Source organism: Actibacterium sp. (assembly GCF_041584535.1).
In the GTDB taxonomy this organism is placed as follows: Bacteria; Pseudomonadota; Alphaproteobacteria; order Rhodobacterales; family Rhodobacteraceae; genus Actibacterium_D.
In genome coordinates this window covers 1-1,463 of record NZ_JBFHDW010000430.1, presented here as the reverse complement: position 1 = coordinate 1,463, position 1,463 = coordinate 1, and the positions used below count along the sequence as shown (strand labels likewise).

2 protein-coding genes are annotated in these 1,463 nt (G+C 59.5%); one reads left to right on the top strand and one right to left on the bottom strand.

The window, feature by feature from the left end; all coding sequences use genetic code 11:
* A partial coding sequence (locus ABYW26_RS14455; RefSeq protein ID WP_372605615.1) for a glycosyltransferase occupies positions 1-717 on the top strand: 717 nt, incomplete at its 5' end.
* 84 nt (positions 718-801) lie between these two features.
* Here ABYW26_RS14455 and ABYW26_RS14450 read toward each other — a convergent pair.
* Entirely contained in the window at positions 802-1,401 is a 600-nt protein-coding gene (locus tag ABYW26_RS14450) for a hypothetical protein (RefSeq protein WP_372605614.1), read from the bottom strand.
* Between the last annotated feature and the right edge of the window lie 62 nt (positions 1,402-1,463).

Here is a 1,463-nt window from a genome sequence, read left to right as displayed (position 1 = left end):
GCCGTCGACCGCGTCGTTGTCCCGACCGAAGCCATGCGCAAACTGTATAAAGAGCGTCTTGGCCTGAAGAACATGCAGATCATGCCGGTGTCGCCGAACCATTCGGCCTCGCGCTCGGCTGAGGAACTGCCGCAACTGGCCGCCACCCGGCGCGAGAAATTCATCACCATGATCAACCCCGCCGCCCCCAAGGGCGGGCTGGTGTTCATCAACCTTGCTAACCGGTTCACCGAAATCGACCGTAAACTGACCTTCCTTGCGGTGGAAAGCCGGGGCACGCAGACCATGTGGCAGGACGCCGGGATCGAAACCACGGCGATCAAGAACCTGTGGTGGCTGCCGAAACAGGCTGACATCACGCATGTGTTCCGCAAAACCAGTCTGCTGATCGTGCCCTCGGTCGGATACGAAGCCGCGGGCAAGGTCATCCCCGAAGCCTTGGTCATGGGCATTCCGGTGATCGGCTCGAACATGGGCGGGATCCCCGACACCATGGCCGGTTCTGGCGAGATTGTCCCGGTGCCCGAAGACGTGGTGAAAAACAACGTGGTCATGCCGCCGGCCTTTATCGACCAATGGGTTGCCGCGGTGAAAAAGATCATGGACGACGAAGCGACCTATCTGCGCTACGCCGAGAAATCCCTGAAAGCCGGCCAGGCCTATATGCCGCAGCGCATCGCGCATCAGGTGGTCAAGATGTTCGAAGATATGGTCTGATCGGCGCCGGATTTCCGGCAAGCGGATCCGAAACGAACAGGGGCTGCCAATCGGCAGCCCCTTTTTCGTGATATGATCTAAGACTTATTGCTTGGGCTTTTGCTGCGGCCGCGTCAGCAGATACAGCAGCGTGCCATTCGGCACCAAAGTCGGCGGCAAACCGGCACCGACCGACAGGCGCGACAAGGCGTTGCCGGTCTGGTTGCCATAGGCGCCATCGACGACAACCGGGGCTCCGGCATCTTTCAACGCCTGTTGCAGCGGTTTGACCGAGGCTTCGTAATAGCCAACCTTGGTTTCGTTCGAGCTTAGGGTCAGAACATTGGCGCTGCCCTTGACCCAATAGGGCCGCAGACGCGCCGCGGTTTCCAGAACCGCGGATTCAACAGTCAGCTGAGGCCGCTCGCCGCAGACCAGAATGACCATCTGAACCATCTGGGTCGAATCTTTGATCGGGAAGACGTCGATCACGGAGTTCAGCCGTGCAACGGCGGTGACATAACCGGCCATCCACTGCAAGAACGCGGTCTTTTCGTTCACGAAACCCTGTTGGGTATAGACCTTGCGCAGATCGTCACAGCTTTGCGCGCCGGCGTTGCGGACCGCAAGCGGCACTTCGGCCTGTTGCGCGACAGCCTGCAACGGCAGCAGGGCCACGATCAGAGCGAATATCTTGGATTTCAACCTACCCTCCCACACTGGTGGTCTAGAAGATAAAGTGCGCCACCTTTCGGCAGCGCACTCTT